Source organism: Vallitalea maricola, from assembly GCF_036985595.1.
Taxonomy (GTDB): domain Bacteria; phylum Bacillota; class Clostridia; order Lachnospirales; family Vallitaleaceae; genus Vallitalea; species Vallitalea maricola.
In genome coordinates this window covers 53,955-76,468 of the sequence record NZ_BTPU01000039.1, presented here as the reverse complement: position 1 = coordinate 76,468, position 22,514 = coordinate 53,955, and the positions used below count along the sequence as shown (strand labels likewise).

Annotated in this window: 21 protein-coding genes; 16 read left to right on the top strand and 5 right to left on the bottom strand. The window is 29.3% G+C overall.

The genetic code is table 11. From position 1 onward, the window contains the following. Positions 1 to 54 precede the first annotated feature (54 nt). Positions 55 to 1,557, bottom strand: coding sequence for a carboxypeptidase M32 (locus AACQ14_RS13415; protein WP_339364087.1), 1,503 nt, complete (start codon positions 1,555 to 1,557; stop codon positions 55 to 57). 227 nt (positions 1,558 to 1,784) lie between these two features. On the opposite strand from AACQ14_RS13415, the gene proB reads away from it, so the two are divergent. Next, the gene (proB, locus tag AACQ14_RS13410) at positions 1,785 to 2,582 is read left to right on the top strand and encodes a glutamate 5-kinase (RefSeq protein ID WP_339364086.1); all 798 of its coding nucleotides are present in this window, start codon (positions 1,785 to 1,787) and stop codon (positions 2,580 to 2,582) included. 361 nt (positions 2,583 to 2,943) lie between these two features. Further along, positions 2,944 to 3,960, top strand: a complete 1,017-nt coding sequence (locus AACQ14_RS13405; protein WP_339364085.1) for a hypothetical protein — start codon at positions 2,944 to 2,946, stop codon at positions 3,958 to 3,960. A 106-nt stretch (positions 3,961 to 4,066) separates the two neighbouring features. On the opposite strand, the gene AACQ14_RS13400 is transcribed toward AACQ14_RS13405, so the two are convergent. Continuing rightward, complete coding sequence (locus AACQ14_RS13400; RefSeq protein ID WP_339364084.1) at positions 4,067 to 5,035, bottom strand: hypothetical protein; 969 nt, start codon at positions 5,033 to 5,035, stop codon at positions 4,067 to 4,069. A 245-nt stretch (positions 5,036 to 5,280) separates the two neighbouring features. Between AACQ14_RS13400 and AACQ14_RS13395 the strand changes: the two genes are divergently transcribed. From AACQ14_RS13395 to AACQ14_RS13385, 3 genes are all read left to right on the top strand, one after another. Then, a complete protein-coding gene (locus AACQ14_RS13395; RefSeq protein WP_339364083.1) occupies positions 5,281 to 5,490 on the top strand; it encodes a DUF896 domain-containing protein in 210 nt (69 codons plus the stop codon). After that, positions 5,487 to 6,038 carry a 5-formyltetrahydrofolate cyclo-ligase gene (locus AACQ14_RS13390; RefSeq protein ID WP_339364082.1) on the top strand — a complete coding sequence of 184 codons (552 nt, stop codon included), beginning with the start codon at positions 5,487 to 5,489 and terminating at the stop codon, positions 6,036 to 6,038. Before AACQ14_RS13395 ends, AACQ14_RS13390 begins: the two co-directional genes overlap by 4 nt. Positions 6,039 to 6,099: 61 nt before the next feature. After that, complete coding sequence (locus AACQ14_RS13385; RefSeq protein ID WP_339364081.1) at positions 6,100 to 7,347, top strand: glutamate-5-semialdehyde dehydrogenase; 1,248 nt, start codon at positions 6,100 to 6,102, stop codon at positions 7,345 to 7,347. Between the two features lie 83 nt (positions 7,348 to 7,430). Here the strand turns inward: AACQ14_RS13385 and AACQ14_RS13380 are convergent, their stop codons facing one another. Then, positions 7,431 to 7,805 carry a DUF1292 domain-containing protein gene (locus AACQ14_RS13380; RefSeq protein WP_273326553.1) on the bottom strand — a complete coding sequence of 125 codons (375 nt, stop codon included), beginning with the start codon at positions 7,803 to 7,805 and terminating at the stop codon, positions 7,431 to 7,433. A 451-nt stretch (positions 7,806 to 8,256) separates the two neighbouring features. Here AACQ14_RS13380 and AACQ14_RS13375 point away from each other — a divergent pair, with 451 nt between their 5' ends. After that, on the top strand, positions 8,257 to 8,874 hold the full coding sequence (locus AACQ14_RS13375; RefSeq protein ID WP_339364080.1) for an NUDIX hydrolase: 618 nt from the start codon (positions 8,257 to 8,259) through the stop codon (positions 8,872 to 8,874). Between the two features lie 69 nt (positions 8,875 to 8,943). Here AACQ14_RS13375 and AACQ14_RS13370 read toward each other — a convergent pair whose 3' ends face one another. Together AACQ14_RS13370 and AACQ14_RS13365 are read right to left on the bottom strand one after the other, a co-directional pair. Further along, positions 8,944 to 9,900, bottom strand: coding sequence for a tocopherol cyclase family protein (locus AACQ14_RS13370; protein WP_339364079.1), 957 nt, complete (start codon positions 9,898 to 9,900; stop codon positions 8,944 to 8,946). Then, positions 9,887 to 11,413, bottom strand: coding sequence for an FAD-dependent oxidoreductase (locus AACQ14_RS13365; RefSeq protein ID WP_339364078.1), 1,527 nt, complete (start codon positions 11,411 to 11,413; stop codon positions 9,887 to 9,889). The genes AACQ14_RS13370 and AACQ14_RS13365 overlap by 14 nt, the downstream gene beginning before the upstream one ends. Positions 11,414 to 11,605: 192 nt before the next feature. Here AACQ14_RS13365 and ruvA point away from each other — a divergent pair, with 192 nt between their 5' ends. From ruvA to vanS, 10 genes are all read left to right on the top strand, one after another. Continuing rightward, positions 11,606 to 12,220 (top strand): Holliday junction branch migration protein RuvA, encoded by a 615-nt coding sequence (gene ruvA / locus AACQ14_RS13360; protein ID WP_339364077.1) that lies wholly within the window; start codon positions 11,606 to 11,608, stop codon positions 12,218 to 12,220. Between the two features lie 27 nt (positions 12,221 to 12,247). Continuing rightward, positions 12,248 to 13,264 carry a Holliday junction branch migration DNA helicase RuvB gene (gene ruvB, locus AACQ14_RS13355; protein WP_339364076.1) on the top strand — a complete coding sequence of 339 codons (1,017 nt, stop codon included), beginning with the start codon at positions 12,248 to 12,250 and terminating at the stop codon, positions 13,262 to 13,264. Positions 13,265 to 13,343: 79 nt separating this feature from the next. Then, a complete protein-coding gene (locus AACQ14_RS13350; RefSeq protein ID WP_339364075.1) occupies positions 13,344 to 13,865 on the top strand; it encodes a winged helix-turn-helix transcriptional regulator in 522 nt (173 codons plus the stop codon). A 232-nt stretch (positions 13,866 to 14,097) separates the two neighbouring features. Beyond that, complete coding sequence (locus AACQ14_RS13345; RefSeq protein WP_339364074.1) at positions 14,098 to 14,526, top strand: cell division protein ZapA; 429 nt, start codon at positions 14,098 to 14,100, stop codon at positions 14,524 to 14,526. Positions 14,527 to 14,637: 111 nt separating this feature from the next. After that, a complete protein-coding gene (locus AACQ14_RS13340; protein WP_339364073.1) occupies positions 14,638 to 17,034 on the top strand; it encodes a U32 family peptidase in 2,397 nt (798 codons plus the stop codon). Between the two features lie 10 nt (positions 17,035 to 17,044). Then, a complete protein-coding gene (locus AACQ14_RS13335; protein ID WP_339364072.1) occupies positions 17,045 to 18,433 on the top strand; it encodes an FtsW/RodA/SpoVE family cell cycle protein in 1,389 nt (462 codons plus the stop codon). Continuing rightward, on the top strand, positions 18,396 to 19,817 hold the full coding sequence (locus AACQ14_RS13330) for a peptidoglycan D,D-transpeptidase FtsI family protein (RefSeq protein ID WP_339364071.1): 1,422 nt from the start codon (positions 18,396 to 18,398) through the stop codon (positions 19,815 to 19,817). Before AACQ14_RS13335 ends, AACQ14_RS13330 begins: the two co-directional genes overlap by 38 nt. Positions 19,818 to 19,990: 173 nt before the next feature. After that, entirely contained in the window at positions 19,991 to 20,434 is a 444-nt protein-coding gene (locus tag AACQ14_RS13325; RefSeq protein ID WP_339364070.1) for an NUDIX hydrolase, read from the top strand. 165 nt (positions 20,435 to 20,599) lie between these two features. Next, positions 20,600 to 21,301, top strand: a complete 702-nt coding sequence (vanR, locus tag AACQ14_RS13320) for a VanR-ABDEGLN family response regulator transcription factor (protein WP_339364069.1) — start codon at positions 20,600 to 20,602, stop codon at positions 21,299 to 21,301. Then, positions 21,294 to 22,385, top strand: a complete 1,092-nt coding sequence (vanS, locus tag AACQ14_RS13315) for a vancomycin resistance histidine kinase VanS (protein ID WP_423247994.1) — start codon at positions 21,294 to 21,296, stop codon at positions 22,383 to 22,385. The genes vanR and vanS overlap by 8 nt, the downstream gene beginning before the upstream one ends. Positions 22,386 to 22,514: the final 129 nt, after the last annotated feature.

Here is a 22,514-nt window from a genome sequence, read left to right as displayed (position 1 = left end):
TTTTTCCTGCTCTCTTTTCATTGTTAGGATTATTTGTTTACGAATCCTAAAATCTTATAGATTATATATTTTGCTGTATTTATCTTCTAGATAATCGATATAATATTTGGCATTAAGTGATTCGCCAGTTGCTTTTTCTATTATCTCACTTGGAGTTAACAATTTTCCATATTTATGAATGTTTTCTTTTAACCATTCTCTAATATTTTCTAAATTACCTTGCTTAAGGTCTTTTTCAAAATCTATTGTTTCCTTCATCTTATTGGCAAATTGAGAAGCGTAAGCATTTCCAAGTGCATATGATGGGAAATAACCGAATAATCCTTCTGACCAATGTACATCTTGTAAAATACCTTCAGCATCATTTTGTGGAGTTAATCCCATATATTCTTCATATTTTTTATTCCATATTTCTGGTAGATCACTTACTAGTATCTTATTTTCAAATAGTAATTTTTCTATTTCATATCTAATCATAATATGAAGTGAATAAGTAAGTTCGTCTGCATCAGTTCTGATTAAAGAAAGCTCAGATTTATTAGCAGCTTCATAAAGGTCTTCACATGTAACATCATTAAAGTTTTCAGGAAAAGCATCTTTTATAATTGGATATAGATATTCTATGTAAGAATGAGATCTTCCAACTATATTTTCAAAAAATCGTGATTGAGATTCATGTATACCCATGGAAGTACCAGTACCAAGTGATGTGAAATTTAATTCTTCACCAATATTCTGTTCATATATAGCATGACCACCTTCATGTAATGTACTATATAGTGCTGATAAAAGATTATTTTCAAAGTAATGAGTTGTTATTCTAACATCATTTCTATTGAAATTAGTAGTAAATGGATGTTGGCTTTCTGCCATCATACCAGAATCTATGTTGAACCCAAGTGATTTCAATAATTTTTTATTAAGTGCTTCTTGTTTTTTGGTTGAGTATGTTTTCTTAATAAAATCATCGTTAATTGTAACTTTTGATTCTTTTATTCTAGCAACTAAAGGCACAATAGAATTTTTAAGTTCACTAAAAAATTCATCTAGATCATCAGTAGTCAATCCTTTTTCATAATCATCTAATAAAGTATTATAAGGGTGTTTAGTGTAACCTCTTAATTCAATAAATTTTTTATTGAATTCAATTACTTTTTCAAGATGTGGAGCAAATATAGAAAAATCACTTTTTATTTTAGCATCCTCCCAAGCAGCGCTAGCTTTAGCTTGGACTTCTGTGTATTCTGTAACTATCTCAACAGGTATTTTTGCGATTTTGTCATATTCATTACGAAACTCTTCTGCTTTACGAAGTATTACATACTCAAGTTCATTTTTATTATCCTCTAATAGAGATAGAAGCTCATTAAAATCATCATTCACAAGAGTTTTATAGTATTCACCTGTTAATATAGATAAAGTTTTAGCTCTTCCTTCAACACTTTTTTTTGGTGCTCCAGTTGCCCCGTCCCATTGTATAAGAGCAAGTGCATGTTCAATAGCGTGTAGTTTGTCATCAGCTTCATTAAGCTTACTAATAGCTGTTTTAATATCCATACGATATCACCTCTCAGATTATTATTTGGAACCTAATTTTTCCATAAGCCTATTATAACAATAAAATAAATATAATGGAACTTATTTTCCTTGATTATTTTAACATTGTCATGTAAAATAGAAGAAGTTTATTACTGTAATATAGTAAAAAACTAGATGAAGTGTTATTTACTTTATAAAATACATAAATCACATAAATCACTTAAAAATATAAGGTGGAATATATAATGACTGTACGAGAAAGATTGAAAGACAAGAAAAAGGTAATAGTTAAAGTTGGGTCATCATCATTAACTTATGAAGAAACAGGCGAAATAAATTATTTTAGATTGGAAAGATTGATTAGAGAGATAACTGATCTAAAGAACATGGGAAAAGATGTAATATTGGTTACATCAGGTGCTATTGCTGTAGGAACTAAAACAATGAATTTACCTAGCAGACCTAATTGTTTAGAGGAAAAACAAGCTGTAGCAGCAGTAGGACAAGCGAATTTGATGATGATTTATCAGAAGATATTTAGTGAATATAATCAAAATGTAGCTCAGATTCTCATAACAAAAAATCTCATAGACCAACCTATTAGAAGACAGAACGCACAAAATACTCTGAATGCGCTATTAAAAATGGGTGCAATTCCTATTGTCAATGAAAATGATACTGTTGCTACAGAAGAGATTGTTTATGGAGATAATGATACATTATCAGCTATCGTAAGTAAACTTGTAGGGGCTGACTTATTAATCTTATTATCTGATATTGACGGTTTATATGAAGAAGATCCAAGAAAGAATAATGATGCCAAACTTATTACTGAAGTATCTGAGATAACTGATAATGTACAGCATATGGCAGGTGGTGCAGGTTCAGTTGTTGGAACAGGCGGTATGGCTACCAAAATTGCTGCAGCTAAAATTGCTACAAGCAATGGAATAGATATGGTTATAGCCAATGCTAGTGTTGATAATGTTATTGAAAAAATAGTATATGGAGAGCAGATAGGTACATTATTTATAGCAAAATAATAAATTTTATTAATAATTTCATGTGAAATAAAAAACTTCTGGTAATATTAAAATAAATATTGTCCAGAAGTTTTTTTGTGGTACAACAAAAGAAAATTATTATATTAGATAACTGAATATTATAGATATATTTGTAGATTTGAATTGTATGACTCTTGATAAATAATACAAAAAAGTATTAAAGTTAAAAAAATGTTGAAAAATAGTTTGACAATTATATTTAAAGGTGTAAAATAATTATGGAAATGTTAATAATTTTAATATATAGGGGGAGATATTTTTAGAAAATATAATCTGTTTGGCATAAACTTACATAGTATAAACTTGAATAATTTAAATAATATGGAGGTAGGTCAATAGTATGAGCAAATATTTAAAGAAAATCTTATGTAGTTTACTAATTATAACAACTTTAATGGGGATGAGTTTAGGTGCAACTAATATTACATCTAATGCTTATGGTAATTATAAAACTTGGAAACAATATGATAGTAGATGGACAAACAAAAAAGTTGGTGATAATGGAACAATGGGTGCTTGGGGATGTAAGATTACATCTTTAGCAATTTTGATGGTTCATGCTGGTGTTGAAAATGAGAGTAATTTTAATCCAGGTAGTCTAGTAGACAGATATGAAAATGCTGGATTTATTAGTCACCATTCTAATATCAATTTAGATGGAAATCTAAGTTCATCAGCCACAACCCAATCAAATTCTCCTAATTTTTATCAAGTAGGTAGGAAAGATTTTACATACTCTTCATTTACATCTATTCATAAGCAAATCAAGGATCTTTTAAATAATGGTTATTATGTAGAAGTAAGAGTCAATAATAACGGTCATTCTATAGCAGTTGATTATTGCAGTGGTAGCGAAGTCTATATAATGGATCCAGGGTATAGTAAAACTAAATTATCCCAGTGGGATGGAACCATAAGCTGCGCCTATTACTACAAAGCAAAAGGTAGTTCTCAAAGTAATATAAATGTTACTTATCAAGTTCACGAAAATGTAGGTAAAAAATGGTTGGCAAATGTAACTGACAAACAAGATTATGCAGGTATTTTTGGACGAGCTATAGATTGTGTATATGCAAACTTATCAAGTGGAAATATAACTTACAGAGTTCATGTTAAAGGTGGAAGTTGGTTGTCAGCAGTAAAAAATAGAAACGATTATGCAGGAATAAAAGGAAAACCTATAGATGGATTAATGATGAAAACTGATACTGGAAAAACTGTACATTATAGAGTTCACTTGAAAAACAGTAATAGATGGTTATCTTGGGTAACAGGATATAGTACCTATGATTCTAATAATGGGTATGCAGGAATGTATGGACAGGAGATTGATGCTATTCAAGTGTATGTAGATTAATTAAAGAATAAAATAAAGGAACTTTTCAATAATACATTTATTTACTAAACAATCTTGAATTAAATAATGTATTGTGAAAAAGTTCCTTTTTTTAATAACTAGTCATTTAACTGGTTTTATCAATTAAATTATTAATTGATTTTACAGCTATCTTATTAGATATATCAATTACAGGTATATTTTTATCTTTGATTTGGCTCATTAAATTATCAATAATGGAATTAACAATTTTAGCATCTTTGTCACTAACTTTTTTAGCATTTTCTAACTCCATTTTCCATTCACTTTCCAGCTTGGTATAAAATTTACCAATATCATTGAATTTCTTTAATTTAGCTAAATTCTTAATTTTATATAAGTAATATTTTAACTTGATTAAACCAGCTTTTTTATCGTTTTCTTCTAAAGTTAATATATAACTACAGTATTTATATAGATCAGACGCTTTATTTTGAATAGCTAGATCATTGTCTGTAGTAACTAATTCTGGATAATTCTTTAATAATTCTTCTTGTGGAAGTATAATATCTTCTGATGGCTGAGATTCTGACTTACCAGAACTAGATTCACTATCAGAGCTACTATTTGAAGAGTTATCACTGCTTTTTTCGCTTCCACTTGAACCGCTGGATTTAGAGCTATCTTCACCTTGTGACCCTGATGATTTTTCTTTGCCGCCACCTTCTGATGCCATTTGAGTTAATATTTTTATCTGACTTTTTTCAACATCAATTGCAACTTTTTGTATTTTCTGTTTATCAGCTTCATCCGATATATTTTTACTTAACTCATTAATCAAAGCTTTGAAATCAACAGCATTTTCATCATTATCAGTAATATAGTATATTCCCACTTCATTTGCTTTCTCGTGAAAATTCATTAATTCATCATAACATTTAATATAGTCTTTTTTTTCTAGACGATTAATTATCTCATCAGTTATATTAACTAACTGATATTTTAATGACTTATTCACAAGGGTTGAATTTGTCTTTTCATCTTTTTGTTCACTATTTGAACAACTAGTTGAAATCATTATAAATATTAATAAAGGTATCATTATTTTTTTTATCATATTATTCACTCCAAAGTAATGAAATATTGTTGGACTATACTTATTATTTGATATTAACTAAGAAAAAATACAATTATAGTTGAAAAAAAAATAAAATAATTTATAATAATTATTATCAATTCATATATTTATATATTTTTTTAAGAAACAACTTGATAAGTTACCTATTAGAGATTAGAATAAATGTAATAAGCACATAACTGTAATATGACTATTTGGTGATATAAGAATGACAGGAGGAAAATATGGAAAAGAAAAAAATTGACCGTATAAATGAACTTTATAAAAAAAACAAAATCGAAGGACTTACTGATGAAGAAAAAATTGAACAATCACTCCTTAGAGAAGAGTATCTAAATGCTGTAAGAAAAAATTTCAAAAGTACTATGAATACAATAAAATTAAAGGATGAAAAAGGCAATATTACTCCGTTAAAGCCTAAACACAAGAAATGATTAAAAAAGAAATAAGAGAAAGCTATTTAGATAAAAGAAGTAAAATGTCTAAGGATGATGTTATTAATAAAAGCAAGGTAATATATAATAAAATAATAAATAACAGAGTATATAAAGAATGTTATGATCTATTCATATATGTAAGTAACTTTAATGAAGTAGATACTCTAGAAATAATTAAAAAAGCTTGGGATGATAATAAATTAGTTGCTGTTCCAAAAGTTGAAGAGAAGGGCATTATTAAATTTTACTATATTAACTCAATGAAGGATTTGAAAAAAGGTAAATTCAATATATTGGAACCTAAAACTTTAATTGAAGGTGTACCAACAGGAAAATCTTTATTCATTATGCCTGGTGTAGCCTTTGATAAATCTAAAAATAGAATTGGTTTTGGTGGAGGTTATTATGATAGATATCTATTTAAGTTTAGAAAAGCATTTAACATAGTTGCTATTTGTTATGATTATCAACTATTGAATAGTGTTCCATCCGATGTTTATGATGTGAAGCCAGATTATATTTTTACAGAATCCCAAGAGATTTAAAAAAGAAAAGTGAATACGTCCCCAAAATACTAGACTATAATAATTTAAGAGGTGAATAGACATGGAAGAATTAAATATTAAAGGGCAAAAAGCCAAAAAAGCCAGTTATCTTTTATCAAGACTTTCTTCAATTGATAAAAACAAAGGCTTGAAGGCGGTTGCTGATGCTTTATTATTAAATGAAAAAGCTATCATCGATGCTAATAAAATTGATGTGCTTAATGCAGAGAAAAACGGTATAAAAGGTTCTTTGGTCGATAGATTGACTCTTGATTCAAATCGTATAAAATCTATGGCTGAAGGAATTGAACAGATTATTCAATTAGATGACCCTATTGGTGAAGTCATGTGGATGAAAAAGAGACCTAATGATTTAGAGATAGGTAAAAAAATAGTACCACTTGGAGTTATTGGAATAATATATGAAGCAAGACCAAATGTTACTGTAGATGCTTTTGCTTTATGTTTTAAAACGGGAAATGCAGTAATCCTAAGAGGTGGTAAAGAAGCAATAAACTCTAATCTTAAGATTATTGAGATTATTAAAAACGCACTTGTCAGTGCAGATATGCCAAGTGATGCAGTATCACTTATAGAAGATACCAGCAGAGAGACAGCTACAAAGATGATGAGGCTCAATGAATATCTAGATGTCTTAATTCCTAGAGGTGGTGCAGGACTTATCCAAGCAGTTGTAAACAACAGCACTGTACCTGTAATAGAAACAGGTGTAGGTAATTGCCATATCTTTGTTGATAAGGAAGCTAATCTAGAAATGGCAAAAGACATTCTTGTTAATGCAAAAACTCAAAGACCAGGAGTATGTAATGCATGTGAAAGTCTTGTAGTTCATGCTGATGCAGCAAAAGAATTTTTACCTATGGCTTGTAAGGCTCTAAGAGAACATAATGTAACTATTGTAGGAGATAATATTGCAAAATCTATAGTAACAGATATTGAAGAAGCTTCTGAAGATGATTATAGAACAGAGTACTTGGATTACAAGATATCCGTAAAAGTGGTTAATAATATTGATGAAGCAATAGATCATATAAATAAAAATAATACTAAGCATTCAGAATCAATCATTACAGAAAACTATACTAATGCCAGAAGATTTTTGAATGAAATAGATGCAGCCGCAGTATATGTTAATGCATCTACCAGGTTCACAGATGGCTTTGAATTTGGTTTTGGTGCCGAGATAGGTATAAGTACACAGAAACTTCATGCAAGAGGTCCTATGGGGCTTAGAGAGCTTACAACTACCAAGTATGTGATATATGGTAGTGGACAAGTGAGAAATTGATAAGGTGATTTTCATATAGGTAAAAAAAGGGCGATTCATAACAATATTTTTAATATTATTATGAAATCACCCTTTATTTTTTATTATTCATCGTCCTCATTGCTATCTTCTTCTTCAATTAAATGCATAAATGTCTTGGATACTATATCAAATTCATCGTCATCTTCAATGTTTGCAAGTTCAACGTCTTCGTCGTTTGAGGAAGAATATCTATAAAGTAGAACGTCATCTTCGTCTTCTGGAAGTAAAGCAATATATTCTTTTTCATTTGCTTCAAAGACACCTAATACTAGACATTCAATATTTTCGTCATTATCCAAAGTTAATGTTATAGTCTCATGGTGGTGTTCATGTTCGTGGTTACAACAATCATCTTCATGATCATGGCAATGGCAATCTTCATGTTTTGAAGTATGGTCATGGTTACAATTGCAATCATGGTTATTTTCTTTATTCATTATAATTCTCCTGTCCATATAATTATTACTAATTATATTTTGTTTTTTTACTTAGCATTCACTATCAAAAATAAATGCCAGGTATCATACTTAAAAAGTTTAATATTAATTGGATGAATCTACCTAATCATTATATTACATATATACTTATAATTAAAGGAAAAAATTATAACATATTATTAAAAGATAATTACGAATATTAAACTTTATTATCTATATTTTTCCCCTGTATTGAAAAATTATCCTTACCAAATATATTTATAGAATCAAATTATCTTCTCCTATTTACTATATAATTAAAATGTCGTAGTATACAAATAAGATAAAAAAATATATAATGAAATAAGTTATAAAAGGATGCCTCTATGATTTTTGAAGGTTAATTAATTGATTAAGAATTACGAGTAAATGTTTATATACTATCATTATAACAAGTCAGGAGGGCTATAAGATGGATAAACAATGGTTACAATGGGCTAAAGAACTACAGGCAATATCACAATCGGGTCTGGCATATTCAAAAAATGAATTTGATATTGAAAGATTCCAGAGAATAAGAGAAATTAGTGTTGAAATAATGAGCAAATATACCCAGATCAGTAATACAAAAATCAGATCACTTTTCGCTAATGAAACGGGCTATCAAACACCTAAAATAGATGTCAGAGCAGTTATATTCAAGAATAATAAGATATTAATGGTTAAAGAAAAGAAGGACAGTAAATGGTCACTACCTGGAGGATATGCTGATATAGACCTTAGTGTATCGGAAAATGCTAAAAAAGAATCTATGGAAGAAGCTGGAGCTGTAGTATCACCAAAACGTATTATAGCTGTTCTTGACAGGAATAAATATGTCAATGATGATTTTCCTTATTCTATATATAAAATATTTGTTGAATGTGATTATATTGAAGGGGAGTATATAAATAACATAGAGACTTGTGAGTCTGATTTTTTTGATTATGATAATTTACCTGAGTTATCTTTAGGCAGGAATACCAAAGAACAAATTGAGATGTGTTTTAAGGCTAGAGAAAAGGAACTGTTAGAGCCTATATTTGATTAAATGTGTTGTAGAAGACATTATATATAAGATAAATAATAAATTAGTTTAAAAAGTAAGATGTGTGGTATATTAGTTATATTCCACACATCCATTATAAGTAATGGCTTCAAATATGACATAATCATCTTTAAATAATTTGACTTTGATTTTTGCTGACATACTTTCTATGATTTTTCGGTTCATGTTACCATTTTTAGGTGCTATAAGTATGTTATTATCGCTGCACATACTTCTGACTTCTAAATTATAATTACCTTGGGACAATTCTATGTGCAGATTATTTTTGGAGCAAAGAAGTTTTGTGATTTTTGCTTTTAGATAAGTTGCAAATCTATATTCTTTACCTGTTGCATACAATATGCATATCAATCCTGTGAAAGTCTTACTAATAAATGGAATGGATGCTATTGAACACATTAAGCAAGTTTCTTTTAAATTAAAAGTATTGGAATGTACCCAGATCCATCTTTTGGGGAATGATGTACCAAAGTCTTTTTCCAAATAACCTGTACCATTATTAAAATCTATAGTCCTATCATTTATTTTGAGATACCCTTTCAGAGGATGAGACAAACTTATTATACTGTGGAAACACTCCATAAATGGAATATATCTATAATAACCCATTATGGTAGGCATTTTAATATTTCTTTTGATATCAGTAAAATCACCAAAAATAATTTTACCTTTAATTATAAAATCATTATGCTCAATATTTATTATTATTTTTGAATCTGAAAAAACACAATTACTAATATTAAGTACAAATGGCTCATCAGAATAGGAAAATGATTTTATGGAGAATGGGATGTATAAGGGCAGAACATTGGAATTATCAATAAATTGGATGAATGAATGGCGTTTGTACTGAGAAGTACTAGTTGAGATTCCAGGAATAAAAGCACATGAGTACTTATTGCTGGCATCTACACATTTATAATACCAACCTTCAAAATAATTCTGTTTTTTAATACTACCTTGCAAACATACAGGGTTACACAATTTATATATATTATTCTTTTGCATAATTGCCCTCAGTATCTAATTCTATTTTTTTTAGATCTCTATTGGCAGGTCCATCAATGAATGTTCCATCATAGTTAAATCTAGAACCATGACAAGGACAATCCCATGTTTTTTCAGCATCATTAAATTGTACTTTACATTTCAGATGTGGACAGGTAGTATCTACTAGATATAACTTATTGTTTTCATCACGATATGCACCAATGGTTATATTTTCTACTTTTATAACTTTACCTTCAGTGGGTTTTATGTTTTCTATTTCTTCTTTACTGTTTGTAAATCTGCTTGCTATAAACTCTCCACTGGTATTAACTGAATCAGCAAACATATTTCGTATACTATCAAGAGTAAAAGAGCGTGATGGATTAAATACATCTTTCCAAGGATTAGTACCTTCTATTATTAAGTCTTTGATAATCATTGCTGCGACTGTACCATTTGTCATACCCCATTTTCCATATCCTGTGGCTACGAAAAGGTTATCATAATCATCAGATAAAAGACCAATATAAGGTATTTTGTCTATAGTAATATAATCCTGTGCCAACCATTTGTAATCAATAGAAACATCATTATATAATTTATTGGCATAGTCCATCAAAACTGTGTAATTGTAATTCTCATCTTCACTTTGACCTGTTTTATGAGATTGACCACCTATAAATAACAACCTGTCATCATTAGTATCTAGATATCTAAAAGACCGTGTATCCCTATCACAACTGATATACATACCTTTTTTTAGTTTTGTATGACCTGAAGCACCAACAACATATGAGGTATAAGGGGACATCTTTGCAAAATATAAATGACCTTTTGAATAAAAGGGATAGTGAGTTGCTACGACAATGTTTTTGGCAGTTATGGTATTAGAGGTAGTTGTAACAATACTTTCCTTAGGGTCAATATTAATTGCTTGGGTATTTTCATAAATAGTTCCTCCATTTTCCTCGAAAATACGAGCAAGTTCTAATACATATTTTCTTGGATGGAACTGGGCTTGATTCAAGAATCTGATTCCACCTTCAATACCGAATGGCAGATCAGTCAAATCAACATATTCAGCTGGCAACCCAAGGCAAAGTGCTGCTACCAGTTCTTTGTTTATCATAATTACATTGTCTTTATCAGTAGTATATACATAAGAGGGTTCAATACATAAGTCGCAATCAATATTATAATTCTCAACAGTATCAATAATAAATCTTATAGCTTGCTGATTAGCATCTGCATATTGTTTGGCAAGTTTTTTGCCAAAAGTATCTATAAGATAAGAGTATATGAGATTATGCCCAGATGTTATTTTGCCAGTTGTATGTCCTGTTGTTCCTAAACAGATTTTATTCTTTTCTATTATAATGGTTTTGAGACCTTGTTGCTGTAATAGGAGACCTGTGGTTATTCCAGTGATACCACCTCCAATTACAACACAATCTACAGAAATATCCTCTTCTAGAGTAGGATAATTAGTTGAAGGTGTTGATTTGATCCAATATGAGTCAGATTCGTACAATTGCAATACCTCCTTAAAGTGAAATATAATTTTTCATATATTTATAGTTATTACCAAGTAGTTAACTGGTTAGTCATAATCTAGGCAGCTAAAATATTATAGAAAGATTTTAGTAAAACTTGTAATAGGTGGTAAAATCAAGTATAATAGGAACAAACGTTCTAACATATTATTGTAAAAGTAGGTGAGGAATTGATATCGTACATAAAAGGAACATTAGAATTTATTGGTGATGATTTTATAATTATAGAATCACAGAGTATAGGATATGAGATAAAGATTTCAATGTCTGCAATACAGAATTTACCTTGTATCGGTGAGAATATTAAAATGCATACTTATTTATATGTTCGAGAAGATGCTATGTTATTATATGGTTTCATAACAAGAGATGATTTAGAAGTGTTCAAAAAACTGATAACAGTTAATGGTATAGGACCTAAGGGTGCACTTGGAGTATTATCTACGATTACTCCTGATGAATTAAGATTTGCTGTTATAGCAGATGATGTAAAGACTATATCAAAGGCACCAGGAATAGGCAAGAAAACAGCTCAAAAACTCATATTAGAACTTAAGGATAAATTAAAATTAAAAGATTATAGTGATAGTGTAGGTGCAGAAATAGAAGATAACAGTCAGTTAGCTTTAACTTCTAATGCTAAAAATGATGCTATAGCCGCTTTGGTAAGTCTTGGTTATACAAGTACTGAAGCAGTAAAAGCAGTAAGAATACTTGAGATAACAGAAACAACTACAGCAGAAGATATTATTAAAGGTGCATTAGGTAAGTTAGCAAGCTTTTAATCATGCTGTTAAAGGAGTAAATTAATAATGGAAAAAAGAATTATTACAACAGAACTAATGGATGAAGATTTGAAGATAGAGCAAAACCTTAGACCAAAATTGTTATCGGATTATATTGGACAGGCAAAAGCAAAAGAGAACATGAAGGTTTTTATTGAAGCAGCTAAACTGAGAGAAGAACCTCTTGATCACGTATTATTATATGGTCCTCCAGGATTAGGTAAAACAACGTTGTCCAATATTATAGCAAATGAAATGGGAGTAAATCTAAAAATCACTTCAGGTCCTGCAATAGAAAAGCCTGGAGATATGGCAGCTATACTTAATAATCTTCAAGAAGGAGATATACTTTTTATAGATGAAATCCATAGACTGAATAGACAAGTAGAGGAAGTAATGTATCCGGCTATGGAAGATTTTGTTATTGATATCGTTATAGGTAAAGGTCCATCAGCAAGGTCAATAAGACTTGATTTGCCAAAATTCACTTTAGTAGGAGCAACTACACGTATAGGACTTTTAACATCACCTTTAAGAGATAGATTTGGTGTTATCAATAAATTGGAATTCTATACATTAGATGAATTAACAGATATTGTTAAAAGGTCAGCCTGTGTTTTAGGTATAGATATTGATGAAAAAGGGGCTGTGGAAATAGCGAGAAGGTCTAGGGGTACACCTAGACTTGCTAATAGATTGCTAAAACGTGTAAGAGATTTTGCCCAAGTCAAATACAAAGGTGATATAACTAAAGAAGTTGCTGATTATGCACTTGATCTACTAGATGTTGATAAAAGCGGTTTGGATAAAAACGATAGGAAGATGTTACTTGCTATGATAGAAAAATATAATGGAGGACCTGTAGGTCTAGATACTCTTGCAGCGACCATTGGTGAGGAGTCAGGGACAGTTGAAGATGTTTATGAACCATATCTGATACAGCTTGGTTATATTAATAGAACTCCCAGAGGCAGGACGGTTACGTCACTATGTTATAAACATTTTGGAATAGATTGTAGTAATGATTATACCAATGATAACTAACTATTGACAATTTCTTCCAATAATATTAAACTATACATAGTGTTAAATATGAAATTTATTTATATATGGGGGGAACATTATGGATAGAGAATTACAGTTGCTAAGTCAGATTAGCAATAATGAACATGTGACCCAAAGACAATTAGCTAAAGATTTAGGTTTATCCCTTGGTTCTATCAATGGGATTCTACAGGATATGATTAATAAAGGATATATCAATGTACAGCAGATTAACTCCAGAGCTCTAAAATACATAATAACTCCTTTAGGTAAAAAAGCAAAGGATCTAAAAACATACGATGAAGTGGTAGTGAGTTATAAGATGATTAGCAAGGTTCGTCAGATGACTAAGAAAATCATTGAAGAACAGATAGAAAAAGGATACTACCATTTTTATTTGTACGGACAGCATGATGAAGTATATAAAATAGTTAAGATGAGTATTATTGAAGCAAAAAGATTACATAATGTAACCTATAGTGAAATAGAAACGCTATCAGAAGTTGATAATACAGATGGTATCGTGATTACTTGGAATAATGATGATGGGGTGACAACAGATAACAACTTAGTACTGAATGTCTTAAGTGACGTAGTATAGTTTTATATTAAATATGAATAATAATTGTGTTATAAAAACATACGGAACTATATATACTTAGAAACAATAATTCTTAATTGTCAATTATTGTTTCTTTGTGTTATAATAGCATTAATTATAATTAAAAGTTTTAACATTAAGTAGCCGTACTAAATGTTGCATAGAATATTTATAGTATATTGGTTATGCTAATAATGGAACAAGCTTTAATAAGTAGTAAAGGGGGTCTAGTATGTCACCAAAGAATAATACAAAAGTAATAATTGGTGGTAATGTATATACATTATCTGGGGACGAGAGCGAAGAATATATTCAAAGAGTGGCTCTTTATATCAATAATAAATTAGATGAACTAAAGGCTTCGGAGAACGGACAATTTCTTAATACTAGATTAATGTCTATATTATTAGCAATCAATATTGCTGATGATTATTTTAAGGCAAAAGAAGGTACTGTAAATCTAGAAAAATCTTTTAAATTAAAAGATGAACTGATACTAGAAAAAGAACGTGAGATTGAGAAATTACAAGAAAAAATACATAAATTAGAAGCTGATAAGAATGAATTAATTGAACGGGCAGACAGATTAGAAGAAGACATGGAAAATTATAAGGCAGAACTAGATGAATACATAGAAACATTTGATTTAGAAAACGGGTAGTAATATAATGTATATTACTACTTTTGTTTTACACAAGAATGTAAATAATGTTGCGGTTTCTTATAATAGATATCCGCATTTAAGTTTAATATATATAGAAAGGTGAAATTTATGAATGATAAACCAGAATTATTATCACCAGCAGGTTCATTTGAAAGTATGATTGCAGCAATCAATGCTGGTTGTGATGCTGTTTATGTTGGAGGTAAGCAATTTAGTGCTAGAGCATATGCTTCTAACTTTGATACAGAAGAATTGATAAAAGCTATAAAGTATTGCCATCTAAGAGGTGTAAAGATATATGTAACTGTTAATACTCTATTTAAGGACAAAGAGATAGAGGATTTTATTAATTATATTAATATTATATATGAAGCAGGAGTTGACGCTTTAATCATACAAGATTTCGGCATATGTAAACTTATTAGAGACATATTTAAAGATTTAGAGATACATGCAAGTACTCAAATGACAATTCATAACCTACAAGGAGTAAAATACCTTAATGAATTAGGTTTTAAACGGGTTGTATTAAGTAGAGAATCAAGCCTCAAAGAAATAAACTATATTACCAGCAATACAGATACAGAAATTGAATGTTTTATTCATGGAGCATTGTGTTATTCATATTCAGGACAATGTTTAATGAGTAGTATTTTAGGCGGTAGAAGTGGAAATAGGGGAAGATGTGCAGGAACATGCAGATTACCTTATGCACTATATGAAGAATCTAAAAAGATAAATCATTCAGGCGGTAAGTATTTACTAAGTCCAAAAGATATTGCTACAATTGATTTATTACCTGAATTAATTAATGCAGGAATAACATCTTTTAAAATTGAAGGAAGGATGAAAAGTCCTGAATATGTGGCTTCTGTTACATCAGTATATAGAAAATATATAGATAGATATTTTGAAAATCCTAATGGTTATGATGTAGATAAAAGAGATATGGAATTACTTCTTGAAATATACAATAGAGGTGGCTTCTCTACAGGGTATTACAATAATAAATCAGATTTAATGTCAATGAAAAAGCCTAATAACCAAGGTGCTTATATTGGAAAAGTTACTAATGTTAATAAAAAAAGCAGAACAATAGAAATAAAATTAAATAGTAAAGTAAATAAAGGTGATAAATTAGAGATATGGACAGGTAATGAACCTTTCCCATCTATTACCATCAAAAAGCCGTCAGATAGTGCTAATATCACTTTGAAAGACTATAACAAATATATCCTTCAAGGTAATTTAGTTTATAGGGTTAAAAATAAACAGACTTATGATGACATCGGTAATAATATCATCAAAATAAATAAAAAGTTAAAGGTGGAAGGTAATCTAAAAGTTAATAAAGGCAAAGCAATTGAATTGGAATTGAACTATAACAATTTTAATATTAGAGAATCAGGCTGTATTGTTGAAAAAGCTAAAAATCAATCCCTTACTGAGGAGAGAATAATTAAACAGATCAAAAAAACTGGGGATTTTCCATTTGAATTAGTAATGAAGAATGTAAACATTGATGATAATATATTCATTCCTATTAGTGAGATTAATAAGCTTAGAAGAAATGCTTTAGAGAATCTAGAAGAAATGCTTTTGGATTCATATAGAAGAGAACCGAAAAAATTACCCGGCTATAAAATTGATAAGAAAACAGTAAAGAAGCCTGAGTGTAATGTAAATGTTTTAATTAGGAATATGGCACAACTAGAAGCTATAAAAGATTTTAATGTAAAAGATGTATACATTGAGAGTGAACTAATAGAGATAGAAGATATCAAGAAAATCATTAATATCTGTAAAAATTATAATGCAAATGTTTTTGTAGCTCTGCCAAGAATATTTGATGAAACTATCCAAAAAAGATATATAACGAAATTTAAACAAATAGAAAAATTAGATGTCGAGGGCTATTTGATTAGAACATACGGTGAAATGTATTTGCTGAAAGGTACCAATAAACAAATTATCATTGATTATAATATGAACATTATTAACAATGAGACAATATCTGCTTGGAAAAAGGAAGGGGCATCACGTATAACATTGTCACCTGAACTACACAATAGAGAAATCAACGATTTAGACACAAGTCAATCCGAAATAATGGTTTATGGATATCTTCCTCTAATGGTATCAAAGCAATGTATTATAAATAATACTAGTAATAATAAGAAGTTATGTTATAATAATAAAAAATATTATTTAAAGGATAGATATGGAAAAAAGTTTCTAGTAGATAGAAGATGTATTAATTGTATTAATGTTATTTATAACTCAAGTCCATTAATATTATTAGACCAATTAAACAAAGTTAATAATTTAGGTATCAGTAATCTAAGATTAGAATTTACTAGTGAAAGTAAAGAACAGATAGTTAAGATCATGAATTTATTTTTTAGTATTATATGTAACGTTAAACAATATGACAGAGAAAGCATACTTGATAATCTTGGTGTGGAAGAATTTAATAGAGGTCATTTTTTAAGAGGTATAGAGTAGGTGGGAACATATGTTCGAGATAATAATTAATATTTCTAGATTTACATTTATATTATTAGCAATATATTTTACTTATCTATGTTATAAATTATATAGATGCAAATATAAAACAGTTAATAATAAAAAAAATAAATCTATGATACAGGGGTCAAATGAAAACTTTTATTTGAAAAATCAAAGAATAACATTATTGATAACACATTTTCTTGGTTTCATGATATTAATTGGTGCATCTGATAAACATAAACTGGATTTATTGATTTTATATGTAGAACAAGTTATATTTTTTATGATAATCTGGTTCTTGTTAAAGAAATTATATACTGAGTATAACTATTTATTATGGAATACTTCATTATATCTAATATCCATATCCTTTATAATATTAGCAAGGATAGATTACAATGTTGGTTATAGACAATTTCTTATGGCTATACTTGGATATCTATTCGCTATATTGGTACCTATATTTATTGATAGGTTCACTTTTCTTGATAAGTTGGAGTGGGTTTATATTGGTATTTCAATAATATTTCTTGTTACAGTTAACTTTGTAGGTACTGAAAAACATGGAGCTACCAACTGGATATTGATTGGAGATTTTAGCTTTCAACCATCAGAAATAATAAAAATACTATTTATTCTATTTTTAGCTGCTTACATGAGAAAAAGGGATAAGATTATTCATGTGGTGATTGCAGCAATACCATCATTGATACTAATGTTTTTACTAGTATATCAAAAAGACTTAGGAACAGCTTTAATATTTTTTATAATATTTATTTCAGTTATTTATATATCTACTAATAAACCTTTTTATTTTTTAGGAGGTCTTTCAGGGGGAATTGTAGGTTCATTCATAGCTTATAAGTATTATTCTCATGTAAGGGACAGAGTTGAAGCTTGGATTAATCCTTGGGCTGATATTGACAGAAAAGGATATCAGATAGCTCAATCACTATTTGCAATAGGTGCTGGAGGCTTTTTTGGTAAAGGATTGACAAAAGGTATGCCAAAAGTTATACCAGCAGTTGAAACAGATATAATATTTGCAGCTATCTGCGAAGAATTTGGTAATATATTTTCAATATTATTAATTATAATTATGGCTTTATTTTTCTTAAGTGGTATCAAAATTGCTAAAGGTACAAAGGATAATTTCTATTTATTATTGGCAAGTGGGATAAGCTGTACGTTTGCATTTCAGATGTTCTTAATACTTGCAGGTGTAACTAAGCTTATACCTCTTACAGGAGTTACTTTACCTTTTGTAAGTTCTGGAGGTACATCATTAACAATGTCAATAATAATGTTAGGTATCTTAGAAGGTATTCACATTAAGAATCAAAAGGGTGAAACAAATGAAAAGAAAAAAAGAACAAGTAAACAGAAAAGATAATAAAAGTTTAAATAATATTTCATATATATTCATAGGACTTTTTGTAATATTAATCGTGAACATCATCAAATTTGTTTATGTTGATAGTACAAATGTTGTTATTAATTCTTATAATCCTCGTATTGAAGAATTGGAACAGAATATCGTTAGAGGTAAGATATTAGATACTAACAAAAAAGTCTTAGCTGAAACTATGGTAGATGGTGATAAGTCATATAGAATATATCCTTATGAAAATATATTTTCACATATTGTAGGTTATTCCCATCAAGGTAAAACAGGTATAGAGGCTCTGGTAAATTATGATTTATTGAAATCAAATGTGGGAATAATAGAGAAAACCGTACAGTCAATATCTAAGAAAAAAAGTGTTGGTGATAATGTTGTTACTACTTTAGATGCTGATTTACAAAAGAAGGCTTATGAATTATTAGGTAATAAAAAAGGTGCAATAGTAGCTATAGAGCCATCAACTGGGAAAATACTTTGTATGGTTTCTAAGCCTGATTTTAATCCTAATTATATTGAGAGCAATTGGACTGAGTTAAATAATGATGAAGAAAATTCTCCACTATTGAATAAGGCTACTCATGGTTTGTATCCACCAGGTTCTACATTTAAAATAATTACTGCTTTAGCATTTATAAGAGAAAATCCTGGTTGGAAGGATTATACCTATACTTGCAATGGTAAAGACGTATTTGAAGGAACTACGATCCATTGTTATTCAAATACGAAACATGGAGAAGAAAATCTGGAAAACGCATTTAAGATGTCATGTAATACAGCATTTGCTCATATAGGGACTAACTTAAATATGCATAATTATAGAAATGTTGCAAATGATTTACTGTTTGATACGTTACTCCCTTATCCATTACATTTTAGAACCAGCAGGTTTAAACTAAGTGAAGAATCTGCTGTGAAAGATATAGCAGAAACAGCCATAGGACAAGGAAAAACAGAAATAACTCCATTCCATAATGCTTTAATATCTTCTGCTATAGCTAATGGTGGTATATTAATGAAACCCTATCTAATTGATAGTGTTGAAAATGCTAATGGAAAATTAATAACTAAAAATCTTCCAGAATTCTATTCTGAGCTTATGAGTGTAGAAGAAGCAGGTATAATAAAAGAATTCATGAAAAAGGTTGTAAGTGAAGGTACTGGAAAGACATCTGCTGTCCAAGGTATCGATGTTGCTGGTAAAACAGGCTCAGCTGAAAATACAGGAGATAAACCTCATGCATGGTATGTAGGATTTGCACCAGCTGATAATCCTCAGATAGCTGTATCCATAATAGTTGAAAACTCTGGAACAAGTACGAAATATGCAGCACCAATAGCAAAACAGCTTTTTGAGCTATATATCAATAAATAATAGTTATACGAACTCTTATAATTATAATAAAGTTATAGTTATGGTAATATACAAGTACGGTAGTTAAAAATATACAGTTGAAAAAAGTTTGAAAAAATTGTATACTTTTTAAGACGAGACATTTTATTTGAAAAATGTTAAGATGAATTACCCAAAAGCTAGGAGGCATTTATATGATTGAAGCAGTTAGTTGTGGCGGGGTGGTAATTCATAAAGGTAAGATATTATTACTTTATCAACATAAATACGAAGGCTGGGTATTACCCAAAGGTACTGTTGAAGACCAAGAAGAATATAATGATACAGCTATAAGAGAAGTACGTGAAGAAGCTTCCGTTAAAGCAAATATTATAAAATATGTTGGGAAAAGTCAATATTCCTTTATGATTTCCAATGATACAGTTGTTAAGGATGTACACTGGTATCTAATGAAGGCCTATAGCTATTATAGCAGACCACAAAGAGAAGAATTTTTTACTGATTCTGGGTATTACAAATATCATGAAGCTTACCATTTACTAAAATTCAGCAATGAGAAACAAATATTAGAACAAGCGTATAATGATTACTTGGATTTGAAAAAATGCAACATGTGGGGAAATAAAAAGTACATCTAGGGAAAGCCAGATCATAATTAGTCTACTTTATTTATTAAAGTAGGCTTTCTTATTGGAATGCATAGTAACTTTTTTTATTAATTAATTTTTATATATGTTATAATATATTTTAAAGTACATGATAAGGGTTTAGTAATATTTTTGTGATGATAGGAGATATAAGTAATGAAAGAAAAGATTTTATTGGTAGATGATGAAAAAGAAATTGCTGATTTGATAGAATTGTATTTAAAAAATGAGGGATATACCATTTACAAATTCTATAATGGAAATGATGCACTTAATTGCATAGAAACAGAAAAATTGGATTTGGCTATATTGGATGTAATGCTTCCTGATACAGATGGTTTTACAATTTGTAAAAAGATTAGGGAAAAATATTTTTATCCTATCATATTATTGACTGCCAAAGTAGAAGATATTGATAAGATAATGGGATTGACAATAGGAGCGGATGATTATATAACCAAACCTTTTAACCCTTTGGAGGTTGTGGCAAGAGTCAAAACCCAGTTAAGAAGGTATATGTTATATAATCATACGGATTCAGATGATGTTGATACATGTACTAATAGATATGATATAAGAGGTATGGTAATTAATAAAGATACTCATAAATGTACATATCTAGGGAAGTCTTTGTCCCTGACTCCTATTGAATTCTCTATTCTTTGGCATCTATGCGAAAATAAAGGAAAAGTTGTTTCATCTGAGGAATTGTTTGAAGCAGTATGGGGGCAGAAATATCTAGATAACAACAATACCGTTATGGCTCATATAGGACGTCTTAGAGAAAAAATGAATGAACCTTCAAGGAAACCAAAATTCATAAAAACTGTATGGGGGGTTGGCTATCAAATTGAATAATAGATTGAAAAATTTTAAACGCAGATTTTCTATTAGATTTTTTATAAATTTTATTACTGCAATAGGTATATATTCAATTGCTTTATTAGCTGTATATTTTGCTGGGAGAGAAATATGTTCTATGATTATTTGGAGAAGTAATTCAGTACTTTATAGATTACTTAAACTTACAGATAGTGTTGTTTTCCTAATTTTTATTTGGAGTATAGGCTTTATTATTTTATTTATAATTTATTGGGTCAGAGTAATTGGTTATCTAGAAAAGATTATTCAAGCAACAGAAACTATCTACACTTCAAAAGATGAATTGATAGAACTTCCAGCTGAATTAAATGAAGTTGAAAAACAAATGAATGAAATAAGATTTAACTTAAGAAAAAATGAACGTGCTGCAAGAGAAGCAGAGCAAAGAAAAAATGACCTTGTCATCTATTTGGCTCATGATTTGAAAACACCACTTACATCAGTTATTGGGTATCTCACTCTTCTAAGAGATGAACAGCAGATATCAGAGGAGCTTCGTATAAAATATCTTTCTATTTCATTGGATAAAGCAGAACGTCTGGAAGATCTGATCAACGAATTTTTTGAGATTACTCGTTTTAATCTTACAAACCTGACTTTGGATATTAGTAGAGTTAATCTTAATCGTATGATGGAGCAGATTACTTATGAATTTAAACCAATGTTAGAAGAAAAGGACTTGAAATGCTCTTTAAAGATAACGGCAGATATTAATATTAGGTTTGATGTCAATAAAATGCAGCGTGTATTTGATAATTTAATTCGTAATGCTATAAATTACAGCTTTGAACATAGTACAATAGAAATATCAGTTACACAATTGAAAGATAGCGTAAAACTCTGCTTCAATAATCAGGGGAATACAATTTCAAAAGAGAAATTAAACAGGATTTTTGAGCAATTCTATAGGTTAGATACATCTCGTACGACCAAAACAGGTGGTGCTGGTTTGGGACTTGCTATAGCAAAAGAAATAATAGAGCTTCATAAAGGAACTATAAGTGCATTCAGTGAAAAGGAAATAACTAGGTTTGAAGTTATGATACCAAATTCTTTGTAGGAAAATCGTAAGAATTTCTTTATAAAATAATAAGAATATCTTTATATAATATTTAAGAAGAGCATTCTATGTTTTAGTATAATTATTACTAAATTAGAATGCTCTTTGTCTTTAGTACTGCTATTAGGC